This window comes from Variovorax sp. CCNWLW235 (assembly GCF_037204085.1).
In the GTDB taxonomy this organism is placed as follows: Bacteria; Pseudomonadota; Gammaproteobacteria; order Burkholderiales; family Burkholderiaceae_C; genus Variovorax.
Window position 1 is genome coordinate 77,914 of sequence record NZ_JBBCBW010000022.1, and the last position, 23,081, is coordinate 100,994.

The window sequence follows — 23,081 nt, forward strand, 5'->3', positions numbered from 1 at the left end:
GCGCTTGCTACCGCCCAGAGCCCTCACCCCAACCCTCTCCCCGAGGGGAGAGGGGGCAACACCATGAACGCACTGCTTTCCGTCGAAAAACTGACCCGCCGCTTCGGCGGCCTCACCGCAGTCAACGCCGTCACCCTCGACCTGCATGTCGGCGAAGTGCATGCAGTCATCGGCACCAACGGCGCGGGCAAGTCGACGCTCATCAACATGCTCTCGGGCGAGATCGAGGCCTCCGAAGGCCGCATCACGCTCGACGGCGCCGACGTGACGCAGCGCGCGCAATGGCGCCGTGCCCGCGCCGGCGTGGGCCGCAGCTACCAGCGCACGACCATCTTTCCGGAGTTCAGCGTGCACGAGAACTGCCGGCTCGCGGCGCAGGCGGCCACGGCGCGGCCGTGGACGGTGTGGCAGTCGTCGCAGCGCTGCGCGGCCAGCAATGCGGCGGCCGATGCGGCGCTGGAAGCGGCGGGGCTTGCGAACGAAGCCCAGCGCATTGCCGGCACGCTGAGCCATGGCGCGCAGCGCCAGCTCGAAGTGGCCATGTGCCTCGCCACCAAGCCCCGCGTGCTGCTGCTCGACGAGCCCCTTGCGGGCATGGGTGCCGAGGAAACCGACCGCATGCTCACCCTGCTTGCGCGGCTGAAGGCCACGCACGCCATCCTGCTGGTGGAGCACGACATGGATGCGGTGTTCCGCATTGCCGACCGCATCACGGTGATGGTGAACGGCACGGTCATCGCCACCGGCGACCCGAAATCGATCCGCGAGAACCCCGAAGTGCGCACGGCTTATCTCGGAGAGGAACACTGACATGCTCGTCGTCCGCGATCTCAACACCTACTACGGCAACAGCCACATCCTGCGCGGCGTGCATGCCGGCATACCTGCCGCTACATCGGTGGGCCTGCTCGGGCGCAACGGCATGGGCAAGACCACGCTCATCCGCAGCATGATGGGCTATGTGCGTCCGGCCTCGGGCGAAGTGCAGGTCGACGGCCGCACCGTGACCGGCTGGCCGCCCGAAAAAATGGCGCGCCTGGGCATCGGCTATGTGCCCGAAGGCCGCGGCATCTTCCCGAACCTCTCGGTGCGCGAGAACCTCGTGATGAGCGAGCGCGCGGGCATCGACGGCCGCCGCGCCTGGACCTTCGACCGCGTGATGGCCACCTTTCCGCGGCTGGCCGAACGGCTCTCGCATGGCGGCCAGCAGCTCTCGGGCGGCGAGCAGCAGATGCTTTCCATCGGCCGCGCGCTCATGACCAACCCGCGCCTGCTGATTCTCGACGAGGCCACCGAAGGGCTCGCGCCGCTCATCGTGGCGGAAATCTGGCGCGTGATCGGCGAGATTCGCGCAACCGGCATCGCCACGCTGATCGTCGACCGCGACTACCGCAAGGTGCTTGCGCACACCGATCTTGCGGTGGTGATGGAAAAGGGCCAGATCGTGCGGCACGGGGCATCGGCCGACTTGCTGGCCGAGCCGAAGGCGCTCGAGGAACTGCTGGGCGTGTAGCGCGGGATGTAGAAGGAGCGCATGGCGATGGCACGCGAGATCAGCCTCCTCGACCTTTCGGGCAAGCCAGTGCGGTTCGACGGCAGGATGCTGATGAACGCGGCCGCCACGCCATGGCAGGGCTTTGCGCTGGAGGTGCGCGCCATGCACGGCGACGGCGAAAACCCGGCCTGCTACAACCCCCATCCGCTGCTCGCCTTCTGCATGCGCGGCCATGTGACGTCCGCGATGACCACGGGGCGCCGCACCAGCCACGTCGAGAGCCGGCCCGGCAGCGTGTGCATCTTCGACCAGGGCTACGAGGTCGACCGCGTGACGTGGTCCGGCCAATGCGACGAGGTGATCGCACTGGAGATCCGCCCCGAAACCCTGCGCAGCCTGATGCCCGAGAGCGACGGCGAGCTGCACCTGCAGACGCATCTCTCGACCACAGACGCCACGCTGACCTCGCTTGCCATTGCCATGCGCGACGAGGTCGAGCGCGGCTGCACCTCGGGCCGCATGCACGCGCAAGGCCTGTCCATGGCATTGGTGAGCTATCTGCAAAGCCGCTACGGCGGCGCGCGCAACGCGAAGCGCGCGCCGGGGCGGCTCTCGCAGGCGGACCTGCGCAAGATCTACGACTGGGTGATGCAGCACCTGGGCGAAGACTTCGGCATCGACGAACTCGCGGCCGAGCTGAACATGAGCGCGGTGCACTTCACGCGTCTCTTCAGGGCCAGCACCGGCTCGACGCCGTACCGCTATGTGATGGAGCAGCGCGTGCGCCACGCACTCACGCTGCTGGAAGGCCGGTTGTCGCTCGCCGAGATCGCGCACACGGTCGGCTTTTCGAGCCAGGCGCACTTCACGCAGGTGTTCAAGCAACTGGTGGGCACCACGCCCGCGCGCGCACGGCTCGGGTAAGTCCCGGTGCGAGGTGAATGGATCCCGCAAGCGATGATCGCTTGTCGATAGACCGGAAGGCCGGCGGAAAGGCAAATTCGATCTCCACACAACAGGAGACAAGAAGATGCCCCGAACGACCCTGCGCACCAGACAAAACACGCGGACCCCTTCGCGCATCGCACCCCCAGCACTGGCCGCCCTGTGCATGGGCATTTGCGCCGCCGCGGCGCTGACGGCCTGCGGCGGCAGCGGCTCCTCAGGGCCTTCGCTGCCTTTCATTCCCACAGCCCCGCCGCCCGCCGGCCCCGCAACCCCCACCGCGCTGGCCTGCGACGAAAGCCTGAAGACCGCCTTCAAGCCCGACGCGAACACTACTGTGACCGTGGTGAAGCACTTCAAGCAGGGTGACGACCTGAACCTCGACGGCACCGCCTCTGGCACCGTGGCGGCCAGCGACGTGTGCATGGTCAAGCTCAACGTCGGGCCGGGCAACGCAGGGCCGGCCGATGCGCCGTCCACCTCGCCCGGCATCGGCATCGAGGTGTGGCTGCCCGCAACGGCCAAATGGAACAACCGCCTACGCGTGCTCGGCGGTGGCGGCTTCGTGGGCGATGCCGGCATCAGCTCCAAAACGCAGATCGGCGGCGCCGGCGCAGCCGCCATTGCGGCGGGCGAAGGCTCTGTGAGCGCTGTGACCGACGCGGGGCATGCATCGAAATTGCCCATCGGCGCGGTGGACGGTTCGTTCGCAATGAAGCCCGACGGCACCATCAACACCACGCTCTGGACCGACTTTGCGAGCCGCGGCATCCACGAGATGGCGGTGAAGACCAAGGCGCTCGCGGCCGGCTTCTACCAGCGCGACGCAAAGTACGCCTATTGGGACGGCTGCTCCACCGGCGGCCGGCAGGGCCACATGCAGGCGCAGGTGAACCCCGACGATTTCGACGGCATCCTGGCAGGCAACAGCGCGATCAACTGGACCACTTTCATCACCGCCGAGCTGTACCCGCAGGTCGTGATGCAGCGCGACTTGGGCGGCACGCCGCTCACGGCCGACCAGCTCGCGCTGGTGTCGTCCGCTGCGGTGAGTGCCTGCGACAGCACGCTGACCGGACAGCACGAAGGCTTCATCAGCGACCCTGCCGCCTGCAAGTACGACCCCACGCAGGACCCCGCCGTGCTATGCACCGGCAGCGGCGGCAGCAATGCCACCGCCGCCTGCCTGACGACCGTGCAGGCGCAGGCCGTCAACAAGATCTGGTACGGCCAGACGCGCGACGGCAGCGCACCGGCGCCTGCAAGCGACGTGGGCTATGGCGCCACGTTGGCGTCGGGCCAGCTCTGGTACGGCCTCACGCGCGGCACCGCGCTCAACAGCCCCGGCATGCCGGGGTTCTCGCTCGCGGACTCCACAAGCGGGGTGCCCAATCCGTTTCCGATTGCGGCGCACCAGGTGGCGCTCAACCTGCAGGACCCGACGATTGCCACGCCCGATTTCATCAACGCAACAGGCAACGGCGCAAACAACTGGAAGGCGCTGTCGTATGCGCAATTGGCCAACGCCAGCGACCGCGGCAAGGCACTGCAAACCGCCTTCGCGAACATCAATGCCGACAACCCCGACTTGGCCAGGTTCCGAGACCGCGGCGCCAAGCTGCTGACGTACCACGGGCTGGCCGACCAGCTGATTCCGAACTCGGGCACGGCCAACTACTACGAGCGCGCGGCCAAGACGATGGGCGGCATCGATGAGACGCAGAAGTTCTACCGCTACCTCGAGATTCCTGCGATGGGGCATTGCGCGGGCGTGGGCTCGGTCAACGGGCTCGCTGGCGTGAGCCCAGCGGCCAACCCACCGCTGCCGGCACCGAACCAGTTGTTCGCCGCGTTGACCGACTGGGTCGAAAAAGGCGTGGCGCCCGACAACCTGGTGCTGCAGAACGCCGACCAATCGCTCGCACGGCCGCTGTGCACCTATCCGAAGAAGCTTGCCTACCTTGGCGGCGACGTGAAGTCGGCGGCCAGCTTCGCCTGCCGCTGAGCCTTCAGCCCGGCCGCTGCGCCATGAGGAAATCGATGAACACCCGCATGCGCAGCGGCACGTGGCGCCCGTCCGGGTACAGCAGCGTGTAGGGGCGCGAGCGGCCCGCGAAGGGCTTGAGCACCTCGACGAGCGTGCCGTCGGCAAGCTCCTTTTCCACCACGAAGCGATAGGTCTGAAACAGGCCGGCGTCGCTCTTGGCCAGGGTGACGCCGCCGAGCACGTCGTCGGAGCAGCTGTAGGCGCTGTCCGCGAAGACCTCGCGCTCCTCGCCGTTCTCCTTGAAGAGCCACGAGATGCGGCGGCCGCTGCTGGGCAGCTCGAACTGGATGCACTCGTGCGCGGCGAGGTCGTCCAGCGTGCGCGGCGTGCCGGCCTTCTTCAGGTACTTGCGGGTGGCGACCACCACCAGGCCGGCATCTTCCAGGTGCCGTGCGATCAGCGTGGAGTCGGGCTGGGCGCGCACACGCACGGCCATGTCGTAGCCCTCTTCCACGAAGTCGATGTTGCGGTTGCTCAGGTGCACGTGCAGCCGGATGTCGGGAAAGCGTTCGCGGAACGCCGGCAGCAGCGGCAGGATGCGGTGGTGGCCGTAGGTGGTCGGCACGCTGATGCGCAGCGTGCCCGAAGGCTGCGCCTGCTGGCCCATGACCTCGCGCTCGGCATCGGCAAGCTGCGCCAGCGCCTGCTGGCACTGCGCGAAGTAGGTGCGGCCCGCGTCGGTGAGCCGCACGCTGCGCGTGGTGCGCACGAACAGTCGCAGGCCCAGCCGCTTTTCGAGCCGCGAGATCGAGCGGCTCACGGCCGCCGGCGTCACACCCGCCGCAAGCGCCGCCGAAGTGAAGCCGCCCGTCTCCGCAGCAAGGCAGAAGAGTTCGATGCTGCCCAGGAGGATGTCGCCGAACTGCCGTTGCATGGATTGATTACCTCGCGTATCAAGTGAAGTGCGAGTCTAGTGATTTATCTATTGCGGCGTCATCAATACAGTTCTCCTCACGTCATCAACCTGTTTGGAGAACCGACATGCAAGACAGCAGCAACTCACCCACCGTCGTCATTACCGGCGCCTCGAGCGGCATCGGCCTGGGCCTTGCGCAGGCCTACCTGGAGCGCGGCTTCAACGTGGTCGCGAATGCGCGCACCGAAGAGCGGCTTGCGGCCGCCGCAAAGCAGCTGGGCAACCCGGCGCGCTTTGTGGGCGTGGCCGGCGACATCGGCAAGCGCGACACCGCGCAGCAGCTCATCGACCGCGCGGTGGAGCGCTTCGGCCACGTCGACGTGCTCGTCAACAACGCGGGCATCTTCAACGCCAAGCCGTTCGTCGAATACACCGAGGAAGAGCTCGACCAGCTGGTGGCCACCAACCTCAAGGGCTTTGTCTACGCCTCGCAGGCTGCGGCAAGGCACATGGTGGCGCGCCGGCAGGGCCACATCGTGAACATCACGGCCAGCATCGCGCTGCAGCCGAACCAGCAGGTGCCTGCCCTGCTGCCGGTGCTCATCAAGGGCGGCATCAACGCTGCGACGCGGGCGCTGGCGCTCGAACTCGCGCCGCACAACGTCAAGGTGAATGCGGTGGCGCCCGGCATCGTCGACACGCCGCTGTACACGCCCGAGCAGCACGGCTTCCTGAACGGCCTCTCGCCTTCGGGCCGCATCGCGCAGGTGCGCGAGATCGCCGACGCCGTGCTCTACCTCACGAACGCCGATTTCACGACGGGCGTGGTGCTGCCGGTGGACGGCGGCATGAGCACGGGCAAGTGGTAATCACCTCATTCACCCAAAGGAGCACACCATGCCTTTCATCAACCTGAAGATCACCCGCGACGGCGTCACGCGCGAACAGAAGACCCAGGTCATCGCCGAGTTCACGGAAACGCTTGAACGCGTGCTGAACAAGCCGCCCGAATGGACGCACATCGTGATCGAGGAGATCGACACCGACGACTGGGGGTTTGCGGGCCTGACGACCACCGAGTACCGCAAGCGGCTGGCGGAAAAGGCAAAGCCGGCGAAGTGAAGGGCACCCAGGCGCCGCGAGCCGCGCCTATTCGATGAAGCGCCGCAGCCCTTCCAGATCGATCACGGTGATGCCGCCGTACTCGATGCGCAAAAAGCCCGCCTCCTTGAGCCGGTTCAGCGCCGCATTGCACCGCTGCCGCGAGACCCCCGAGAGATTCGCAATCTCTTCTTGCGAGGTCTGCAGATGCAGCTCGCTGCCCGGGTAAAGCCACGGGTGGAACAGTCCCGCCAGCGCACGTGCCACCTGGCTGTCGGCGTCGAGCAGCCGGTGCGCTGCGTAGTTGCCCATGAACCAGTGCAGCCGCTCGTTGAGTTGCTGCAGCAGGAAATGATCGAAGCCGCGCTGGGTGCGGTGCAGCCACTCGAAAGTTTCCAGTGGCAGTTGGGCCACGCGGCTGGGGCGCAGCGCAATGACGTCGGCCGAGCGCGGGGCGGCGCGCAGCAGCGTGCCTTCGCCGAACCAGCAGCCGACCGAGAGCCCGCCGAAGGTGACCGAGCGGCCGTCACTGGAGGTAATGGACCACTTGAGCAGGCCTTCGAGCGTGCCGTACCAGTGCAGCGGCGTATCGCCGCGCCGGCACAGCGCGGCGCCGGCCGCAACCTCGACTTCGCGCATCTCGTCGAGCACGCGCTCGCGCGCCGCTTCGTCGAGCAGCGGAAACCAGGCCGAGCGCTGAAGCAGTTGTGGAACCGTCAGCGATGCCGCCTTGATGGCCGGCTTCGTCGTGGACATGAAAAGAAAGCTCCTGATGGCGCGGAAAAGGGGCCGCGCCGCGTAAACCCTGACTCCAAATGTCGTCGCAATGACTGAGTGTGCCTGCCCCTCCAAAAAATAATAGCGCGCCCCTCATGAACGAAGACACCAGGAGACCCGGAGCATGTCGTCGAAGCGCAAAGTGATCGTGACCATCGCCCCTACCGGCGGCATGGCGCACAAGTCGCAGAACCCGCACCTTCCCACCCAGCCGGCCGAAATTGCGGCCGACGTGCTGCGCTGCTGGAACGCCGGCGCCAGCGTGGCGGCCATCCACGCACGCCGCCCGGACGACGGCGCCACCTGCGATGCCGAGGTGTACCGCGACATCAACAGCCGCATCCGCAACGCCGGCTGCGACATCGTCATCAACAACTCCACGGGCGGCGGTGTGCACGGCGACATGGTGAAGCCGCTGACGGGCGACCGCTGGGAGATTGCGTGGGAAGAGCGCATCAAGGGCATGGACGCAGGCGCCGAGATGTGCACGCTGGATGCGACCACGCTGAACCTGAGCTTCGAGGGCAAGCAGATCCTGATGGACACGCCCATTACCCGCGGCCGCGAACTGGCCGCCGGCATGAAGGCGCGCGGCATCAAGCCCGAGTGGGAGGTGTTCAGCCCCACCCACATCCTGCAGGACACGACCACGCTGATCGAAGAAGGCCACGACGACGAGCCCTACTTCATCAACCTGGTGATGAACGTGCACCGCAACTTCCAGAACGCGATGCCGTACTCGCCGCGCTTCCTGCAGATGATGGTCGACACATTGCCCCGCGGCAGCATCTTCGGCGTGAGCGGCATCGGCACCTCGCAGCTGGAGGCCAACGTGGCGGCGCTGCTGCTGGGCGGGCATGCGCGCGTGGGTCTGGAAGACAACCTCTACTTTCGCCACGGCGAGCTCGCCACCAACGTGCAGCTCACCGAACGCATCGTGCGCGTTATCCACGAGCTCGACATGGAAGTGGCCACGCCGGCCGAAGCAAGGCAGATGATGGGACTGCCGCGCCGAGGCGGGCCGCGCCCCGAGTTCGCGCCGCGTTGAAGCGGCCGATCGACCCCGCAGAACCTTGCCAGAACCCGCCAGAAAAACAGGAGACATGCCATGAACAACCGCCGCCACTTCCTCCACACCCTGGGCGCAGCCACTGCGCTGGGTACCCTCTCGCCCTTGGCCGCGCTGGCCCAGGCGCTGGAGCAGGTCAAGATCTACTACGGGTTTCCGGCCGGCAGTTCGGGCGACAGCGTGGCGCGCCGCGTGGGCGAAAAGCTCGCGGGCTCGGCCTATACCCGCAACGTGGCGGTGGTCGAAAACAAGCCGGGCGCCGGTGGCCGCATTGCGCTGGAAACCCTGAAGAGCGCACCGGCCGACGGCAGCGTGCTGGCGCTGTCGCCGTTCTCGTGCACGTCGATCTATCCGCACATCTACAGCAAGCTCAGCTACGACCCGGCCAGGGACTTCGTGCCGGTGTCGATTGCCGCCGTCATGCACCACGGCCTCGCAGTCGGCCCGCTGGTGCCGCCCGAGGTGCGCACGGTGAAAGACTTTCTCGCCTGGGCCAAGGCCAACCCCAACCAGGCGAGCTACGGCTCGCCGGCGGCGGGCTCTACGCCCCACTTCATCGGCGCGTTGCTGGGCCTGAACAACGGGGTCGACCTGAAGCACGTGCCCTACCGCGGCTCGATTCCCGGTGTGACCGATGTGGTGGGCGGGCAGATTGCCGCCATGGTCACGCCCAGCGGCGACTTCATTCCCAACCACAAGGCCGGCAAGCTGCGGCTGATTGCCACATCGGGCAAGGCGCGCTCACCCTTCTCTCCCGAAGTGCCCACCTTTGCAGAACAGGGCTTCGGAGAGCTGACCACCGAGGAGTGGTTCGGCTTCTACGCACCGGCGAGAACGCCCGCCAGCGTGGTGGCCGCGGCCAATGCCGCGATCAATGCGGCCATCAAGGAAAAGGTGGTGACGGACAGCCTGGCTGTGGTCGGCCTGATCGCCCAGGGCTCCACGGCCGATGAAATGGCGCGTTCGCAGCGGGCCGAGGCGGAGCGTTGGGGGCCGCTGGTGAAGAAGATCGGCTTCACGGCGGATTCCTGAGGCGATGCGGATGGAACCGACTCCCCAACCTGCGGAATCCCCGCAACGCGTGGCGGTGGTTGCCACGGGCGTCATTGGCGCCAGCTGGGCCGCCTTTTTCCTGGCGAAGGGCCTGGACGTGGAGGCCACCGATCCCTCGCCCGATGCCGAAGCGCGTCTGCGCGCCGCCGTGGCCGCGCACTGGCCGACGCTCGAACGCTTCGGCTTGGCCGCGGGCGCCTCGCCGGAGCGACTGCGCTTTCACGCCCGGCTTGAAGACGCCGTGGCGCACGCCGATTTCGTGCAGGAGAGCGGCCCCGAGCGGCTGGACTTCAAGATCGACCTGTTCCGGCGCATGGACGAAGCCGCGCCGGCCCACGCCATCCTGGCGTCGAGTTCTTCAGGGCTGGCCATCAGTGCCGTGCAAGCCGAGTGCAAGCACCCGGAACGCGTGGTGCTGGGCCACCCGTTCAATCCGCCGCACCTGATTCCGCTGGTGGAAGTGGTCGGCGGCGAGCACACCTCGGCCGAGACCATCGAACGCACGATGGCTTTCTATGCCGCCATCGGCAAGCGGCCGATCCACGTGAAGCGCGAAATCAAGGGCCACATCGCGAACCGGCTGCAGGCCGCGCTCTGGCGCGAAGCCTTTCACCTCGTCAACGAAGGCGTGGCGAGCGTGGCCGACATCGATGCCGCCATTGCGCACGGCCCGGGCCTGCGCTGGGCGGTGATGGGACCGTTCATGAACCTGCATCTCTCCGGCGGTGCGGGCGGCATCGAGCACGTGCTCGCGCACCTGGGCGGGCCGATCGAGGACTGGTGGAAGGATCTCGGAGCGCCGTCGATGACGCAAGAGCTCAAGAAGCAGGTGGCCGAAGGCGTGGCAGAAGAGTTGGGTGCGCAGCGCGTGGCCGACCTGGAAGCCGCGCGGGACATCCTGCTGTTAGACCTGATTCGCGCCAAAGCCGATACCGGCAGACTCGACTAGAAATGACCGACGACGACTTCCTCCTGGACGAGAGCCAGATCGCCCCGCCCCGCACGGTGCGCATCGACTTCGACGATGGCTCCTTCGCGCTGCGTTCGCCGATGGCGCTCAAGCCCTATGCGCGCTGCATCGGCGAATGGATCGAGCGCTGGGCGCGCGAAACGCCCGATGCGCTGGCCTTTGCGGAACGCGACGAGAGCGGCGAAGGCTGGCGCAGGCTCGACTACCGCGCGCTGCGCAAAGCCGTGGGTGCGGTGGCGCAGGCCCTGCTCGACCTGAAGCTGCCGGCGGGCAAGCCCATCGCCATCCTCTCGGACAACGCGATCGACCATGTGGTGCTGATGCTCGCGACGATGCACATCGGCCGCACGGCATGCTCGCTGTCGAGTGCCTATTCGCGCATGGCGAAAGATCCATCGCGGCTGCACGGCATGCTGCAGGCGCTGAAACCGGCATTGATTTATGCATCGGATGCCAAGGTGTACGGCGGTGCGCTCGCGGGCTGCGGCGTGGAGGCGGTGGCGGTGTTCAGCCGCAATGCCGGCGCATACGACGGCGCCCTGCCCTTTGCGCAGCTGCTCGAGGCCAGCGAAACACCGGCCGTGATGCAGGCCTACGAAGCCGTGCTGCCCGACACCCACGCCAAGTACCTGCTGACCTCGGGCTCCACCGGCAAGCCCAAGGTGGTGATCAACACGCACCGCATGCTGTGCGCCAACCAGCAGATGATGGCGCAGACCTGGCGCTTTCTCACGCAGGAAAAACCGGTGCTGGTCGACTGGCTGCCCTGGAGCCACACCTTCGGCGCCAACCACAACCTGAACATGGTACTCTGCCACGGCGGCGCGCTCTACATCGACGAGGGCCGGCCCGCACCAGGGCTCATCGAGAAGACGGTGCGCAACCTGCGCGAGGTGAAGCCCACGCTGCTGTTCAACGTGCCGCGCGGCTTCGACATGCTGCTGCCTTTTCTCGAAGCCGACGATGCGCTCGCGGCCGAGGTGTTCTCGCGGCTGCGACTGGCCTTCTATGCGGCGGCGGCGCTCGCGCCCTCGACCTGGCAGCGGCTCGAGGCGGTGGCCAAGCGCGTGCGGCCCGAGCGGCCGCTGTGGCTCACCACCTCGTGGGGAGCGACCGAGACGTCGCCCGCCATCACTTCCGCACACTGGAAGCTCGACGGCGCGGGCTGCATCGGCGCGCCGCTGCCGGGGCTGGAGCTCAAGTTCGTGCCCAATGGGCAGAAGCTCGAGATGCGCGTGAAGGGTGTGTCGGTGTTTCCGGGCTACCGCCATGCGCCGCGCGAAACGGCGGAGGCTTTCGACGAAGAGGGCTACTACCGCATCGGCGATGCGGGCTACCTGGCCGATACCGGCCGACCGGAGCGCGGCGTGGTCTTCAATGGCCGCGTGGCCGAAGACTTCAAGCTATCGAGCGGCACCTGGGTATCGGTGGGTACCCTGCGCGTCAAGCTGGTGTCGATGCTGGCGCCGCATGCGCAAGACGTGGTGCTTACCGGCCATGACGGCGACGAGATCGGCATGCTGGTGTTTGCCGCTCCCCAAGCTGCGCCGCAGGCACTGGCCGCGCGAATCGCGGACGTGCTGCGTACCCTGCGCGATGAGGGCGCGGGATCTTCGCAGTGCCCCACGCGCGCGCTGGTGCTCACCGAGCCGCCGAGCCTCGATGCGGGCGAGATCACCGACAAGGGCTACATCAACCAGCGCGCGGTGCTCACGCGGCGTGCGGCCGACGTGGCACGGCTGCATGCCGGCGCGCACCACGACCTGCAGGTGATACGCCCGGGTCATTGAGAGGTCTCGAGCCGCTGCGGCACGAGCCCCGCGCCAAGTCAGCGGGAAACTGCCGCCGGTTTCCGGGATTGCGGCGACGAGGAGTTTTTCTTCTTCGCGGGCTCTTCGGCGCCAAACAGCTTTTCCATCTGCTGCCCCACGCGCGCGCCGATGGCCGTGCCCACGCCCGGCAGCACCGCGGTGCCGACCGCGGCGCCGGCGAGCGCGCCGCCGGTCAGCGAGATCTCGGGATCGCTGGCGGTGCCGCCGATCTTGAGCGGCATGCCCACCACGCCGTCGACGATATCGACCGCCAGCTCGCCGTCCAGCTTGCGGTTGAAGAACCGCAGGTTGCCGCTGGCGGTGAGCACGCCCGAGCGCGCCTTGAGGTTGGTGTAGCGCAGCACGATGCCGTCCTCGGTGCCCTGGGTGTCGAGGGTGCCGGTGAGCTCGTCGAGCGGCGTGGTGCCGCTGCGGTCGGTGCCCGCGGTGAGCACCGTCTTGGCCAGGTCCAGCCCGGTGAGCGTTGCGGGGCGCACCGAGAAGGTGGTGCGGGTGTGCAGGCTGCGAATCAGCGCGCCCAGTTCGTCGGCCTCGGCCACCAGGCGGGAATAGCCCGACACCTTGCCCGCCACCGCGGTGCGCCGGCCGAAGGCTTGCACCAGGCCTTCGAGGTCGACCTGGCGCGGCTCGAGTTCGGCCGACAAGCGCAGCTTGGCGTCCGGCAGCGTTTCGAGCAGGGTGACGCCGTTCCACGTGCCGCCGCCCACGTCGATGCGGGTGCGCCATCGGTCCTGCGCGGCGGCGGCGCGGTCAAGGCGCAGCCGGGCGGGAGGCGAGGCGCCGGCACGTTCGAGCCGCGCCTGGCGTGGCCGCCAGTTGGCGTCGAAGCTGATTTCGCCGTCGTAGGCCAGCGCAATGTCGCGCCGGTCGATCCAGACCACGTCGCGCCAGCGCAGCTTCTCCAGCGGTACCGGCGCCAGCGTCCAGGGCGTGGGCAGCACGACGATGTTGCCGCCGTCCTTCGGCTTGGGGCCCTTGCCGCGAAATGCGCGGAACGATTCGCGCGGCAGCACCAGGCTTTCGATCTCGGCCTCGTCGACGGCGACTACCCGGCTCAGCAGCTCCCTGAGCTTGAGCTGGAGCGTGATGCGGCGCAGCGTGATCGGGCGGGGCTGGTCGGTGGAGACGTTGGAAAGCACGAGAACCGGCGACGGCAGCAGCGCCCAATGCGCGCCGCCCACCTTCAGGCCCACGCCAAAACGCTTCTCGAAGGCTTCGGAAATCCGGACCGCCACCTCTTCGTCGCTGGGCAAGCGGGTGCTCACCACCCACACCAGCACCCCGGCCCCGAGCAGCAGCGCCGCGGCAATGCCGGCAAGCCAGAGTCTGAGAGGGCGCTTCATCGCAGCAAGTTAGCACGCAAAGGAGACTGCCATTGTCAGCCGCCATCGCTATAGTTTCCAGAACATCCGTACCGGAGAAAACGAATGCGCATCTGGAAGAAAGACATCTCGGTCGAAGAGCTGACCCGCAACCACATCGGCACCGCCGTTTCCACCCTGGGCATGGAGTTTCTGGAGGTGGGCGACGACTTCATCCGCGCCCGCGTGCCGGTAGACGAGCGCACCCGCCAGCCCTACGGCATCCTGCACGGCGGGGTGTCGGTGGTGCTGGCCGAAACGCTCGGTTCGTGCGGCGCGCACTATTCGGCGCCCGAGGGCGACCGGGCCGTGGGCCTGGACATCAACGCCAACCACATCCGCTCGGCCACCAGCGGCTGGGTCACCGGCACGGCCCGGCCGGTGCACCGCGGGCGCACCACCCAGGTGTGGCAGATCGACATGACCAACGACGCCGGCGACCTGACCTGCGTCTCGCGCATCACAATGGCGGTGCTGCCGCCGCGCTAGCGAACAAGACAGCCGCCCGGCGCGCGGGCGGCAGCAGGCCGTAAAAAAGCGGCCAGAACAAGCCCGCAAGGCACATAAGACTACCGAGGAGATAACCACTCATGAGCAATCTATTCAGCTGGCGCGAAGTCGCCGCCACCGAGGGCAGCGTGGTCGCGCCCGACGAACGCCTGCCCTGGCTGCAGACCGGCGCCATGGGCGTGCAGCACGTGATCGCGATGTTCGGCGCCACGGTGCTGGCGCCCATCCTCATGGGCTTCAACCCGAACATCGCGATTCTGATGAGCGGCATCGGCACGCTGATCTTCTTCCTGGTGACCGGCGGCAAGGTACCCAGCTACCTGGGCTCGAGCTTTGCCTTCATCGGCGTGGTCATCGCGGCCACCGGCTATGCGGGCAAGGGGCCTAACGCGAACATTGCGGTGGCGCTGGGCGGCATCGTGGCCTGCGGGGTGATCTACATCCTCATCGGCGCCATCGTGCAGGCCGTGGGCACCGGGTGGATCGAGCGCTTCATGCCGCCGGTGGTTACCGGCGCGGTGGTGGCGGTGATCGGGCTCAACCTGGCGAGCGTGCCGGTCAAGAACATGGCGGCCGGCAACTTCGACGCCTGGATGCAGGCCGTGACCTTTCTTTGCGTGGGGCTGGTGGCGGTGTTCACGCGCGGCATGCTGCAGCGCCTGCTGATCCTGGTCGGGCTCATCCTGGCCACGGTGGTTTATGCCGCGCTCACCAACGGCATGGGCCTGGGCAAGCCGGTGGACCTGAGCGGCATTGCCAACGCGGCATGGTTCGGCCTGCCGACCTTCACCGCGCCGGTGTTCACAGCCAACGCCATGCTGCTGATCGCACCCGTGGCAATCATCCTGGTGGCAGAAAACCTCGGCCACCTGAAGGCGGTCACCGCCATGACGGGCCGCAACCTCGACCCCTACATCGGCCGCGCGTTCATCGGCGACGGCATTGCCACGGTGGTGAGCGGCGCTGCCGGCGGCACGGGCGTGACCACCTATGCCGAGAACATCGGCGTGATGGCGGCCACGCGCATCTATTCGACGGCGGTGTTCGTGGTGGCCGCGGTCATTGCGCTGGTGCTGGGCTTCAGCCCGAAGTTCGGCGCACTGATCCAGGCAATTCCGCTGCCGGTGATGGGCGGCGTGAGCATCGTGGTGTTCGGCCTCATTGCCATTGCGGGCGCCAAGATCTGGGTCGACAACCGGGTCGACTTCTCGCAGAACAAGAACCTGATCGTGGCCGCGATCACGCTGATCATCGGCACTGCCGACTTCACCTTGAAGTTCGGCGACTTCGCTCTGGGCGGCATCGGAACCGCCACTTTCGGCGCAATCATTCTTTACGCACTGCTGGGCCGATCGCGCAACGCCTGAGCGCTTTGAAAGTGAAACGCCGTGCAAGAAGTGTTGTTGCGGGTGATTGATGCGGGGGCCGGTCGCCGGCCCGAAGCCCGCGCCCGTTAGACTCCAACGCTTTTCGCACCGACGTTTTCCAATGGCCGATGTCTCCGCCGCGCGCACCAAGGCGGTTTTCGAATTCAAAAGCGCCACGCTGCCGCTGATTGCAGTGATCCTCAAGACGGCCGACCTGGCCGTGCTGGCCGAGGCACTCGATGCGCAACTGGCCGACTCGCCCGATTTCTTCGAGCAGGAGCCGGTGGTCATCGATCTCTCGCAGCTCCAGCCCGACGAAGAGAGCGGCGAGGAACCCGCCGAGCTCGACTTTGCGGCGCTGCGCGGCCTCTTGGCGCGCCACCAGACGCAACCCATTGCGGTGCGCGGGGGCAATGACGCCCAGAATGCCGCGGCCCGCGCCGCCGGCCTCTCGCTGACGGCCATGCCGGTGGCGCCCGCGCCGCGCTCCCCCGCGCCGCCAGCGGCCGCGCCAGCGCCCGCCAGCGAAGCCCCGCAGATCGTTCGCGAAGTGCCGGTGCCGGCCAACGGCACCCTGGTGATCGACAAGCCGTTGCGCTCGGGCCAGCAGGTCTACGCCCGCGGCGGCGACGTGGTGGTGACCGCGGTGGTGAGCTTTGGCGCCGAAGTCATCGCCGACGGCAACGTGCACGTGTATGCACCGCTGCGAGGCAAGGCGATTGCCGGCGCCCGCGGCAATACCGAGGCGCGCATCTTCTCGACCTGCATGGAAGCGCAGCTGGTGGCCATTGCGGGCATCTACCGCACCAACGAAGTGCCGCTGCCCGACCTGGTGCTGGGCAAGCCGGCCCAGATACGCCTCGATGGCAAAAAGCTAGTGATCGACGCGATTCCCTGACCGGGCCGCGGCGAATCTTAAAAACCAACAACCGAATCGAAACAAGAAGGAATGGCCATGGCCAAAATTGTGGTGGTGACCTCAGGCAAGGGCGGCGTCGGCAAGACCACGACGAGCGCCAGCTTTGCGTCGGGCCTCGCGCTCGCGGGCAAGAAGACGGCGGTGATCGACTTCGACGTGGGCCTGCGCAACCTCGACCTGATCATGGGCTGCGAGCGCCGCGTGGTGTACGACCTGATCAACGTGATCCAGGGCGAAGCCAACCTGAGCCAGGCGCTCATCAAGGACAAGCAGTGCGACAACCTCTTCGTGCTGGCTGCCTCGCAGACGCGCGACAAGGAAGCCCTGACGCAAGAAGGCGTGGAAAAGGTGCTGAACGACCTGGCCGCCATGGAGTTCGACTACATCGTGTGCGACTCGCCCGCGGGCATCGAGACCGGCGCGATGATGGCCATGCACTTTGCAGACGAAGCGCTGGTGGTGACCAACCCCGAGGTATCCTCGGTGCGCGACTCCGACCGCATCCTGGGCATGCTGAGCAGCAAGACCAAGCGGGCGAAGGAAGGCGGCGACCCCATCAAGGAGCACCTGCTGATCACCCGCTACAACCCCAACCGCGTGGCCGGCGGCCAGATGCTCTCGCTGGAAGACATCCAGGACATCCTGCGCATCAAGCTGATCGGCGTCATTCCCGAATCCGAGAGCGTGCTGCAGGCGTCCAACCAGGGCGTGCCCGCCATCCACGACAAGGACACCGACGTGGCCAAGGCCTACAGCGACGTGGTCGCGCGCTTCCTGGGCGAAGACCGCCCGATGCGCTTCGTCGACGCCGAAAAGCCGGGCTTCTTCAAGCGAATCTTTGGAGGCAAGTAGGCCATGTCCTTTTTCTCGTTCCTGCTCGGCGAAAAGAAGAAGACGGCCAGCGTCGCCAAAGAGCGGCTGCAGATCATCCTCGCGCACGAGCGGTCCAGCCTCAGCGGCAAGAAGCGCCCCGACTACCTGCCCGACCTCCAGCGCGAGTTGATGGCGGTGATCTCCAAATACGTGAAGATCAATGCCGAGGACATCAAGGTTCACCTGGAAAAGCAGGACGACCTCGAAGTGCTCGACATCAAGATCGAACTGCCCGACGCCTCGCCCACGCCGGCGCGCTGAGCGCCCGGCAGGCGGGAGGGCGGCCCAGCCCAAACCGCCTCTGGCTTTCGGTCAGTCTCCACGCGCAATGAAGCGCGTCACCTGCTGGATCACCCCCTCCTCCTTGAGGATGCGGCGGTGCCCCAGCCCCTGCGTGGCCACCAGCTGCGCCCCCTTGATTGCATCGCGGTAGGCCTCCGCATCGGCGAACCGGTTCACGCGGTCGTCGCGGTCATGCACGATGAGCGTCGGCTGCACGATGCGCGGCCCGACGGCGGCCGGTTCGAGCTGCGCCATCAAGAAGCCTTCCTGTGCCTCGAACAGCCGCTGCATGGCGAGCCGCGTCTTCTCGCTCAGCCCGAAGGTGTGCGTGAAGTAGCGCGTGAATTCGCGCGCCGAAGCCGGGGGTGCCAGCAGCACCAGCCGCTCGGCGTGCAGGCCCTGCGCGGCGGCCACCCCGAGCGCGTTGGCGCCCATCGAATGCGCGACCACGGCGCGAAGGGCAAGGCCGTCTGCCACGAGCCTTGCCACCACATACGAGATGGCACGCGCGAACTGCGGCGCGTTGCTCATCATGCCGGCGCTGCGGCCATGGGCCGGCAGCTCGAGCAGCACCGGCCGCAGGCCCGCGTTGGCCACGGCCTCCGCCAGCGTCAGCATCTGGCCCGCATGACCGCCCCAGCCGTGCACCAGCAGCACGACGGGCGCGGATTCGGCGCCTGAGTCCTGCGTGGCGAGGTGATAGAGCCCGAGGTTCGCGTTCTCGAAACTCCAGGCTTCGCGCCGCCATCCTGCACCGGGCGCCTGCGCGCGGTAGAGCCACTTGAGCGGCAGCGGCGTGCCGAAGATGCGATGCGCCGCACGCACGCCCAATGCGGGCCAAAGGCGCTCCGAAGTGGTCAGGCCGAGGCGCACTGCGCGCATCAGGCGGCTCGCGCGGTAGTAGTTCGATTGCGCAACATGCGTCGTCGCGGACGAAGAGGTGCTGCCGGTGCTTGTCATTCAATGGACTCCTGCGTTCAGAACCAGACCCAGTCGTCGTTGCTGCGCGGCAGGCTGCGCAACGCATCGCGGACGGTTTCGGCGCCGATGGCGCCCACATAGACAACGAGGCAGAGAGCGATGATCAGCATGGTGCTGCTCCTTTTTATCGCACGATTGTGCGAAATTGGTTCGAAGAAAGACGAAGGAAATGGCCCGTCCGGGGGTTCAGGCGCGGTAGCTGGAAAGAAGCCGCTGCCAGGTGCGCATGGCGCGGTCGGCGGCTTGTGGATCGCGCAGAAAGCGCGCGTCGTGCAGGAGGCCGATGATGAGGCCGTTGATTTCGCTGACCACCTGCCCGGCATCGGTGTCGGCGCGGAGCTCGCCGGTTTCGACCGCCTGCAGCACCGTGCGGCGCAGCGCGGCGCGCCAGCGCGTGATCTCACTGAACAGCAGGTCGCGCAGCTCGCCTTCGCGGTCGTCGTATTCGAAAGCGCCCGCCGTGTAGATGCAGCCGGTTTCGGCCTCGATGTCGCGGGTGCGGGCAATCCAGCGGTCGACGATGTCGTTGAGCCGCGCAAGGCCCTTGGGCTTTTGCATGGCGGGCACGAACACGTCGGCAAGGAAGCGGCGGCCGTACTCTTCGATGACGGCCTTCTGCAGTGCTTCGCGCGAGCCCACGCGGGAGAACACGCCGCTCTTGGAAAGCGCCAGGCGGCTGGCCACGGCCTGCAGCGTGATGGCTTCCAGACCCTCGGTCAGGGCAACGTCCATCGCCGCACCGATGATGGCGGTGCGGGTGAGTTCGCTTTTCTGGGTCTTGGCGTCCATGGCACCCACTTTAGCACATGCGTGCGAAATTGCAAGTCGGGCCTGCGGACGCAATGCAGCAGGCCCGCAAAGATGATTTGCTCATGTGAAACCAACAAACGCATCGTTCCCCGCATAAGCGCTTCTGCCGAGAATCGCCGGGCGGCCCGCTGCGGGCCTGTCACCGTTTTCCCTCTCTCGGATTCCTTCGCGCCAGATGAACTTCCAACAACTGCGCTCGGTACGCGAGGCCGTTCGTTGCGGCTTCAACCTGACCGAGGTTGCCAACACGCTGCACACCTCCCAGCCGGGCGTGAGCCGGCAGATCCGCGAGCTGGAGGAAGAACTGGGCATCGAGCTCTTCGTGCGCGCCGGCAAGCGGCTCACCGGGCTCACGGAACCTGGCGGCCATGTGCTGCCGATCATCGAGCGCATGCTGATGGAGAGCAGCAACCTGCGGCATGCCGGACAGGAGTTCGTGGCGCAGCAGAGCGGGCTGCTCTCGGTGGCGGCCACGCACTCGCAGGCGCGCTATGCAATGCCGGTGGCGGTGCAGGAATTTCGCGCGCAGTTTCCCAACGTGAAGCTGCACCTGCACCAGGGCTCGCCCAAGCAGATTGCGCAGATGCTGATCGACGGCGAGGCCGATGTGGGCATTGCGACCGAAGCACTCGGCGACTACGCCCAGCTGGTGGCCCTGCCCTGCTACCGCTGGACCCACTCGGTGGTGGTGCCGCCGGGCCATGCGCTGCTCGACGCACCGTTGACGCTCGAGGCGCTGGCGCGCTTTCCGCTCATTACCTACGACACCGGCTTTACCGGCCGCTCGCGCATCGACGAGGCCTTTGCGCAGCGCGGACTCGCACCCAACATCGTGCTGTCGGCCATGGACGCCGACGTGATCAAGACCTACGTGCAATTGGGCATGGGCGTGGGCATCGTGGCCGGCGTGGCCTACGAGGCCGAGCGCGACACGCAGCTGCGCGCACTCGATGCGGGCCGGCTCTTCGGCATCAACCTGACCAAGCTCGCGGTGCGGCGCGGCAACTACCTGCGCAAGTACGTCTATGCGTTCATCGAATCGTTCGCACCCACGTTGACGCGAGCCGTCGTCGAAAAGGCTCTGGGCGGCGAAGCGAAGGGGTCGCACTACGAAATCTAGCGCGGATGCAACGTATTCGACGCTCCGAGCAACAGGTTTAAAAAAGAAGCATGAGGCTTCACACAGGGAGCGTACATTCGGGTTAATTCCTTGGCTTCCCGGAACGGATCAGCAATGGCATCGACCCCGCAGCAGCAACAGCAAACCAAGGCCGCCCTCAAGGCGGCCGACGCCGCCGAACGGCGCGAGCGGCTGAGACGGGCATTGCCCGCCACCGTGGAGCTGCTGCAAAGCCGCCAAGCCGACCGCATCGACGACAGTGACATCGAAGCGTATGTGAGCCTTAACTGGCTCGAATGGCACGGCGGCGGCCTGCGGCTCACCATTACCGGGCGCAATGTGTGCGCCCAGTCCCTGCCCACCGTGACAGCCTGAGAGCTCCGCTCCCGCAAGACAAAAAAGACCGCCGCAGGAGGTTCCTGCGACGGTCTTCTCTTCGTCCAAGCCTGCGCATGGCGAAGGCTTGGACGCTTGGCGCTTACTGGTTGCCCACGATGATCTGCGCGATCAGTCCGGTGGCAATGGCCGCGAGCACATAGTCGCCGCCCACACCCACCCACTGGTAACCGCGGGGCGGCGCCTGCAGCTGGTAGGCGCGGTAGTCGTTCACCACGTAGTTGCGGCCACGGTACTCATGGGGCACGCGTCCACCGCGGCGCCATTCGGCGTGCGGTTGCGGATAACCGCGGCGGTCGAAGTGGCGGCCCGCACGATAGTCCTCGCGGCTGTAGCGATCGCCGCGGTCGCTCCGGTCGCCGCGCCGGTTGTCGTGCCGATCGAACTGGCGATGCTGTTGTTCATAGCGGCCATTGCCTCGGTCGTCGCCGCGGTCATGACCGCGATCCTGGCCATGGCCACGGTCTTGCGCGAAGGCGCTTCCCGCGGCCATGCACATCGCGAGCGCCGCAGCAGCGACGGCCATGCTCTTTGACTTGATGATCATCTGGAACTCCTTCGTGTTGATGACGAGTCCATTGTCAGTGGCGCTTGTGTCTGGCCGGAGCACATCAGGTCGCCGTCAGGTGAAATCAAGTAAGCGCAGGTATCGCGGCGGCGCGTTGTCCTTCAATCCCGGTTTTGCATAGGTGATTTGCGCCGGGCTCGAGAGCTTTGGGGACAATGGGAATGAATACAGATCATCAGGCGCTGGAGGCGCCATCAATCACATATGCGCGACAAGATCATCGGTGCCATCGGCGTAATCTGGGGTGGAGGCATGCTCCTCCGGTGGTTCATGACGGGCCCGCCTGCCGGAGTGGGCGGCTACGCGGGCGGCCAGACGGCCGTCGCGTTCCTGGGCGCCGTCATGGTGGTTGCCGGCCTGTACCGGTTCTTCAAACGCCCCGATTGAACAGGGTGTCGGAAGCAGTGGTTCCGCGACTGCGTTTAAGCTCGCGCGCAGCATGAAGCGACGACACCTCTTTCACCTGCTGGCCGGCGTGCCTGCAGCCGCCCTCCTGACCGCCTGCGGCAAGCGCAAGCCCTCCACCGCGGCGTTGAAATCGGATGCCCGCGTGCTCGCCCTGGGCGACAGCCTGACCTTCGGCTACGGCGCACCGCCCGGCGCGGCGTGGCCCGTGAAACTGGGTGAACTCACCGGCTGGCAGATCGAGAACGCGGGCATCAACGGCGACACGTCGGCAGGAGCGCTGGAGCGTTTGCCGGCGCTACTGGCCGCGGAAAGCTATGACGCCATCCTGATCGGCATCGGCGGCAACGACATGCTGCGCGGCGTGTCGCCCTCGGCCACGCGCGAGAACCTCGCGTCGCTTGTGAGCCAGGCACGCGCGCACACGCCGTATGTCGCGCTGCTTGCCACGCCGGCGCCCGATGCCATGCGTGCGGCTGTAGGCTCGCTGAGCGATGCACCGTTCTATGAGGAAGTCGCAAAGTCGGGGCAGGCGCTGCTGGTTGCCAATGTGTATTCGAGCGTGCTGTCGGATACGTCGCTGCGCTCCGATCGCATCCACGCCAACGCACAGGGCTATGCCAAAGTCGCGGAGCAGCTTGCGGACCAGCTCAAGGCCGCAGGCTGGCGCTGACAATAGCGATCAGGCGGCCTGCTGCAGCAGATCGACGTAGGCGCCCTGCACCAGCTGGTCGGATGCAATGCCGAGTTGCGCCATGAGCCCATGGGCCTCGGCCACGCCAGCCTCGACGGATTCACCTTCTTTCAGCACCACCTCAAGCTCGAGAAATTCGCCGAGCCCTTCCACACGGTCGAGGTGCACGCGCGTGCGGCCCACCATGAAGAGCCGGCGCTGCTTGCGCACGCGGCCGGCCTGACCCCACGCTAGCGTGAGCGATTCGCGCAAGGTGTCGGGCGTGGTGCTGGGCGAGATCAGGTAGAACGATTCCTTGGGGCCGCTGCTGTTCGCGCGGCGATAGAAGATCAGCTCCGCGCGGTCAGGCGCGAAGGTGCGCAACTTGAGACGGTCTGCGCTGTTCTCGCAGCGGAAGAAAGTGTCGTCCTGTGCGATTTCGACGGGGCCTGAATCGGCGAGCTTCGCAGCAATGAGTGCCACACGGTCCACGCTGTCGATGCGGGCCTTGATCTCTATGTTTCTTGCCATCTGTGGTTGATCGCTTTGTGCGGTGTTCAGGGGCTTGTTTGGCGGCTCTTGTTCGGGGCGCTCTTGTTCGGGGCTTGTGCAAAGGCCACCGGGTACTCCCCTCCGCGAATGTCCCCCGGGGCTGCGCCCCTCCTCCTTTA

General features: G+C 66.8%; 26 protein-coding genes. 19 read left to right on the plus strand and 7 right to left on the minus strand.

Annotation, left to right across the window (positions count from 1 at the left end):
• Positions 1 to 63: 63 nt before the first annotated feature.
• The 4 genes from V9L21_RS21240 to V9L21_RS21255 all read left to right on the plus strand — a co-directional run bounded on the left by V9L21_RS21240 (position 64) and on the right by V9L21_RS21255 (position 4,445).
• Positions 64 to 810 carry an ABC transporter ATP-binding protein gene (locus V9L21_RS21240; RefSeq protein ID WP_337314892.1) on the plus strand — a complete coding sequence of 249 codons (747 nt, stop codon included), beginning with the start codon at positions 64 to 66 and terminating at the stop codon, positions 808 to 810.
• Position 811: 1 nt separating this feature from the next.
• The gene (locus V9L21_RS21245) at positions 812 to 1,513 is read left to right on the plus strand and encodes an ABC transporter ATP-binding protein (protein WP_126746614.1); all 702 of its coding nucleotides are present in this window, start codon (positions 812 to 814) and stop codon (positions 1,511 to 1,513) included.
• Positions 1,514 to 1,534: 21 nt separating this feature from the next.
• Positions 1,535 to 2,419: a helix-turn-helix domain-containing protein gene (locus tag V9L21_RS21250; protein WP_337314893.1), complete on the plus strand. Its 885-nt coding sequence runs from the start codon at positions 1,535 to 1,537 to the stop codon at positions 2,417 to 2,419.
• A 106-nt stretch (positions 2,420 to 2,525) separates the two neighbouring features.
• Positions 2,526 to 4,445 carry a tannase/feruloyl esterase family alpha/beta hydrolase gene (locus V9L21_RS21255; RefSeq protein WP_337314894.1) on the plus strand — a complete coding sequence of 640 codons (1,920 nt, stop codon included), beginning with the start codon at positions 2,526 to 2,528 and terminating at the stop codon, positions 4,443 to 4,445.
• 4 nt (positions 4,446 to 4,449) lie between these two features.
• Here V9L21_RS21255 and V9L21_RS21260 read toward each other — a convergent pair whose 3' ends face one another.
• A complete protein-coding gene (locus tag V9L21_RS21260) occupies positions 4,450 to 5,361 on the minus strand; it encodes a LysR family transcriptional regulator (protein ID WP_337314895.1) in 912 nt (303 codons plus the stop codon).
• Positions 5,362 to 5,468: 107 nt separating this feature from the next.
• Between V9L21_RS21260 and V9L21_RS21265 the strand changes: the two genes are divergently transcribed.
• Together V9L21_RS21265 and V9L21_RS21270 are read left to right on the plus strand one after the other, a co-directional pair.
• A complete protein-coding gene (locus V9L21_RS21265) occupies positions 5,469 to 6,212 on the plus strand; it encodes an SDR family NAD(P)-dependent oxidoreductase (RefSeq protein ID WP_337314896.1) in 744 nt (247 codons plus the stop codon).
• Between the two features lie 28 nt (positions 6,213 to 6,240).
• Positions 6,241 to 6,465 carry a tautomerase family protein gene (locus V9L21_RS21270; protein ID WP_157611192.1) on the plus strand — a complete coding sequence of 75 codons (225 nt, stop codon included), beginning with the start codon at positions 6,241 to 6,243 and terminating at the stop codon, positions 6,463 to 6,465.
• A 27-nt stretch (positions 6,466 to 6,492) separates the two neighbouring features.
• On the opposite strand, the gene V9L21_RS21275 is transcribed toward V9L21_RS21270, so the two are convergent.
• Positions 6,493 to 7,200 carry a Crp/Fnr family transcriptional regulator gene (locus V9L21_RS21275; RefSeq protein ID WP_337314897.1) on the minus strand — a complete coding sequence of 236 codons (708 nt, stop codon included), beginning with the start codon at positions 7,198 to 7,200 and terminating at the stop codon, positions 6,493 to 6,495.
• Between the two features lie 145 nt (positions 7,201 to 7,345).
• Here V9L21_RS21275 and V9L21_RS21280 point away from each other — a divergent pair, with 145 nt between their 5' ends.
• The 4 genes from V9L21_RS21280 to V9L21_RS21295 are packed head-to-tail and all read left to right on the plus strand — an operon-like array spanning position 7,346 to position 12,103.
• Positions 7,346 to 8,269 (plus strand): 3-keto-5-aminohexanoate cleavage protein, encoded by a 924-nt coding sequence (locus V9L21_RS21280; RefSeq protein WP_337314898.1) that lies wholly within the window; start codon positions 7,346 to 7,348, stop codon positions 8,267 to 8,269.
• 60 nt (positions 8,270 to 8,329) lie between these two features.
• Complete coding sequence (locus V9L21_RS21285) at positions 8,330 to 9,322, plus strand: Bug family tripartite tricarboxylate transporter substrate binding protein (RefSeq protein ID WP_337314899.1); 993 nt, start codon at positions 8,330 to 8,332, stop codon at positions 9,320 to 9,322.
• A 10-nt stretch (positions 9,323 to 9,332) separates the two neighbouring features.
• Positions 9,333 to 10,292: a 3-hydroxyacyl-CoA dehydrogenase NAD-binding domain-containing protein gene (locus tag V9L21_RS21290; protein WP_337314900.1), complete on the plus strand. Its 960-nt coding sequence runs from the start codon at positions 9,333 to 9,335 to the stop codon at positions 10,290 to 10,292.
• 2 nt (positions 10,293 to 10,294) lie between these two features.
• Positions 10,295 to 12,103, plus strand: a complete 1,809-nt coding sequence (locus V9L21_RS21295; RefSeq protein WP_337314901.1) for a feruloyl-CoA synthase — start codon at positions 10,295 to 10,297, stop codon at positions 12,101 to 12,103.
• A 38-nt stretch (positions 12,104 to 12,141) separates the two neighbouring features.
• On the opposite strand, the gene V9L21_RS21300 is transcribed toward V9L21_RS21295, so the two are convergent.
• On the minus strand, positions 12,142 to 13,488 hold the full coding sequence (locus tag V9L21_RS21300; protein ID WP_337314902.1) for a hypothetical protein: 1,347 nt from the start codon (positions 13,486 to 13,488) through the stop codon (positions 12,142 to 12,144).
• An 84-nt stretch (positions 13,489 to 13,572) separates the two neighbouring features.
• Between V9L21_RS21300 and V9L21_RS21305 the strand changes: the two genes are divergently transcribed.
• From V9L21_RS21305 to minE, 5 genes are all read left to right on the plus strand, one after another.
• On the plus strand, positions 13,573 to 13,995 hold the full coding sequence (locus V9L21_RS21305; protein ID WP_021004772.1) for a hotdog fold thioesterase: 423 nt from the start codon (positions 13,573 to 13,575) through the stop codon (positions 13,993 to 13,995).
• 101 nt (positions 13,996 to 14,096) lie between these two features.
• Complete coding sequence (locus V9L21_RS21310) at positions 14,097 to 15,383, plus strand: solute carrier family 23 protein (RefSeq protein ID WP_337314903.1); 1,287 nt, start codon at positions 14,097 to 14,099, stop codon at positions 15,381 to 15,383.
• A 121-nt stretch (positions 15,384 to 15,504) separates the two neighbouring features.
• Positions 15,505 to 16,281, plus strand: coding sequence for a septum site-determining protein MinC (gene minC, locus V9L21_RS21315; RefSeq protein ID WP_337314904.1), 777 nt, complete (start codon positions 15,505 to 15,507; stop codon positions 16,279 to 16,281).
• Positions 16,282 to 16,338: 57 nt separating this feature from the next.
• Positions 16,339 to 17,154, plus strand: coding sequence for a septum site-determining protein MinD (gene minD / locus V9L21_RS21320; protein WP_157611179.1), 816 nt, complete (start codon positions 16,339 to 16,341; stop codon positions 17,152 to 17,154).
• 3 nt (positions 17,155 to 17,157) lie between these two features.
• The gene (gene minE, locus V9L21_RS21325; RefSeq protein ID WP_126746603.1) at positions 17,158 to 17,436 is read left to right on the plus strand and encodes a cell division topological specificity factor MinE; all 279 of its coding nucleotides are present in this window, start codon (positions 17,158 to 17,160) and stop codon (positions 17,434 to 17,436) included.
• Between the two features lie 51 nt (positions 17,437 to 17,487).
• Here minE and V9L21_RS21330 read toward each other — a convergent pair whose 3' ends face one another.
• Together V9L21_RS21330 and V9L21_RS21335 are read right to left on the minus strand one after the other, a co-directional pair.
• Positions 17,488 to 18,417: an alpha/beta hydrolase gene (locus tag V9L21_RS21330; protein ID WP_337314905.1), complete on the minus strand. Its 930-nt coding sequence runs from the start codon at positions 18,415 to 18,417 to the stop codon at positions 17,488 to 17,490.
• A 207-nt stretch (positions 18,418 to 18,624) separates the two neighbouring features.
• Positions 18,625 to 19,227, minus strand: a complete 603-nt coding sequence (locus tag V9L21_RS21335) for a TetR/AcrR family transcriptional regulator (protein ID WP_157611177.1) — start codon at positions 19,225 to 19,227, stop codon at positions 18,625 to 18,627.
• Positions 19,228 to 19,423: 196 nt separating this feature from the next.
• On the opposite strand from V9L21_RS21335, the gene V9L21_RS21340 reads away from it, so the two are divergent.
• Both V9L21_RS21340 and V9L21_RS21345 read left to right on the plus strand, forming a co-directional pair.
• Complete coding sequence (locus V9L21_RS21340; RefSeq protein ID WP_337314906.1) at positions 19,424 to 20,368, plus strand: CysB family HTH-type transcriptional regulator; 945 nt, start codon at positions 19,424 to 19,426, stop codon at positions 20,366 to 20,368.
• Positions 20,369 to 20,482: 114 nt separating this feature from the next.
• Positions 20,483 to 20,743 carry a hypothetical protein gene (locus V9L21_RS21345; RefSeq protein WP_126746599.1) on the plus strand — a complete coding sequence of 87 codons (261 nt, stop codon included), beginning with the start codon at positions 20,483 to 20,485 and terminating at the stop codon, positions 20,741 to 20,743.
• A gap of 103 nt (positions 20,744 to 20,846) precedes the next feature.
• Here V9L21_RS21345 and V9L21_RS21350 read toward each other — a convergent pair whose 3' ends face one another.
• Positions 20,847 to 21,311 (minus strand): RcnB family protein, encoded by a 465-nt coding sequence (locus V9L21_RS21350; RefSeq protein WP_337314907.1) that lies wholly within the window; start codon positions 21,309 to 21,311, stop codon positions 20,847 to 20,849.
• Positions 21,312 to 21,536: 225 nt separating this feature from the next.
• Between V9L21_RS21350 and V9L21_RS21355 the strand changes: the two genes are divergently transcribed.
• On the plus strand, positions 21,537 to 21,719 hold the full coding sequence (locus V9L21_RS21355; protein ID WP_337314908.1) for a hypothetical protein: 183 nt from the start codon (positions 21,537 to 21,539) through the stop codon (positions 21,717 to 21,719).
• A gap of 52 nt (positions 21,720 to 21,771) precedes the next feature.
• Positions 21,772 to 22,410 (plus strand): GDSL-type esterase/lipase family protein, encoded by a 639-nt coding sequence (locus tag V9L21_RS21360; RefSeq protein ID WP_337314909.1) that lies wholly within the window; start codon positions 21,772 to 21,774, stop codon positions 22,408 to 22,410.
• A 9-nt stretch (positions 22,411 to 22,419) separates the two neighbouring features.
• Here the strand turns inward: V9L21_RS21360 and V9L21_RS21365 are convergent, their stop codons facing one another.
• Positions 22,420 to 22,941, minus strand: a complete 522-nt coding sequence (locus V9L21_RS21365) for a class IV adenylate cyclase (protein ID WP_337314910.1) — start codon at positions 22,939 to 22,941, stop codon at positions 22,420 to 22,422.
• Between the last annotated feature and the right edge of the window lie 140 nt (positions 22,942 to 23,081).